The organism is Sedimentibacter sp. B4, from assembly GCF_000309315.1.
Taxonomy (GTDB): Bacteria; Bacillota; Clostridia; order Tissierellales; family Sedimentibacteraceae; genus Sedimentibacter; species Sedimentibacter saalensis.
This window is the reverse complement of record NZ_CANG01000201.1, coordinates 1-439: the sequence shown is the minus strand read 5'-3', so window position 1 is coordinate 439 and position 439 is coordinate 1. Positions and strand designations below refer to the sequence as shown.

The following is a 439-nucleotide window of genomic DNA, read 5'->3' as shown; positions in this document are numbered from 1 at the left end:
GGCGCCGATGTCCCCCCCGGGTCGCCGTCCTGCAGCGTTCGCGCGAGCACGCCGTCCAGGGCGGTACCGGAGACCACGCCCAGTTGGCCGGCCTGCGACACCTCCCGGGCCAGCTCCCAAGAAGAGACGCCAATACCCATGCCGCCCTGTATGACCACTGGTTGCGGCGTCGTTCTCACGGTGTCCCGTCGGGTCGTTTGCGTTACCCTACGCTACCGTAAGTTCCGGCTTCTGGGTAATCGGCACGGAACCCGCGCTCCCCGCAATGGGGAAATTCCGACGTGGCCACGGCCCACCAGACCCGGTCGGCGCCCATCCCCTCCGCCGGAACCAACCCCACGATCACAGGCAGGCCTGACCTCCCCGGCGCGGACCCGAAGCTCTCGATCTCGGCGAACGTGGCGCATTCGGCATCATGCGCGCGCTGGTCTCGAAAGAG

At 68.3% G+C, this 439-nt stretch carries 1 protein-coding gene; it reads right to left on the bottom strand.

Going from position 1 to position 439, the window contains the following annotated elements; all coding sequences use genetic code 11:
• Nucleotides 1–202 precede the first annotated feature (202 nt).
• Nucleotides 203–439 (bottom strand): hypothetical protein (locus tag BN358_RS27585; protein WP_040582616.1); only part of this gene is annotated, 237 nt, incomplete at its 5' end.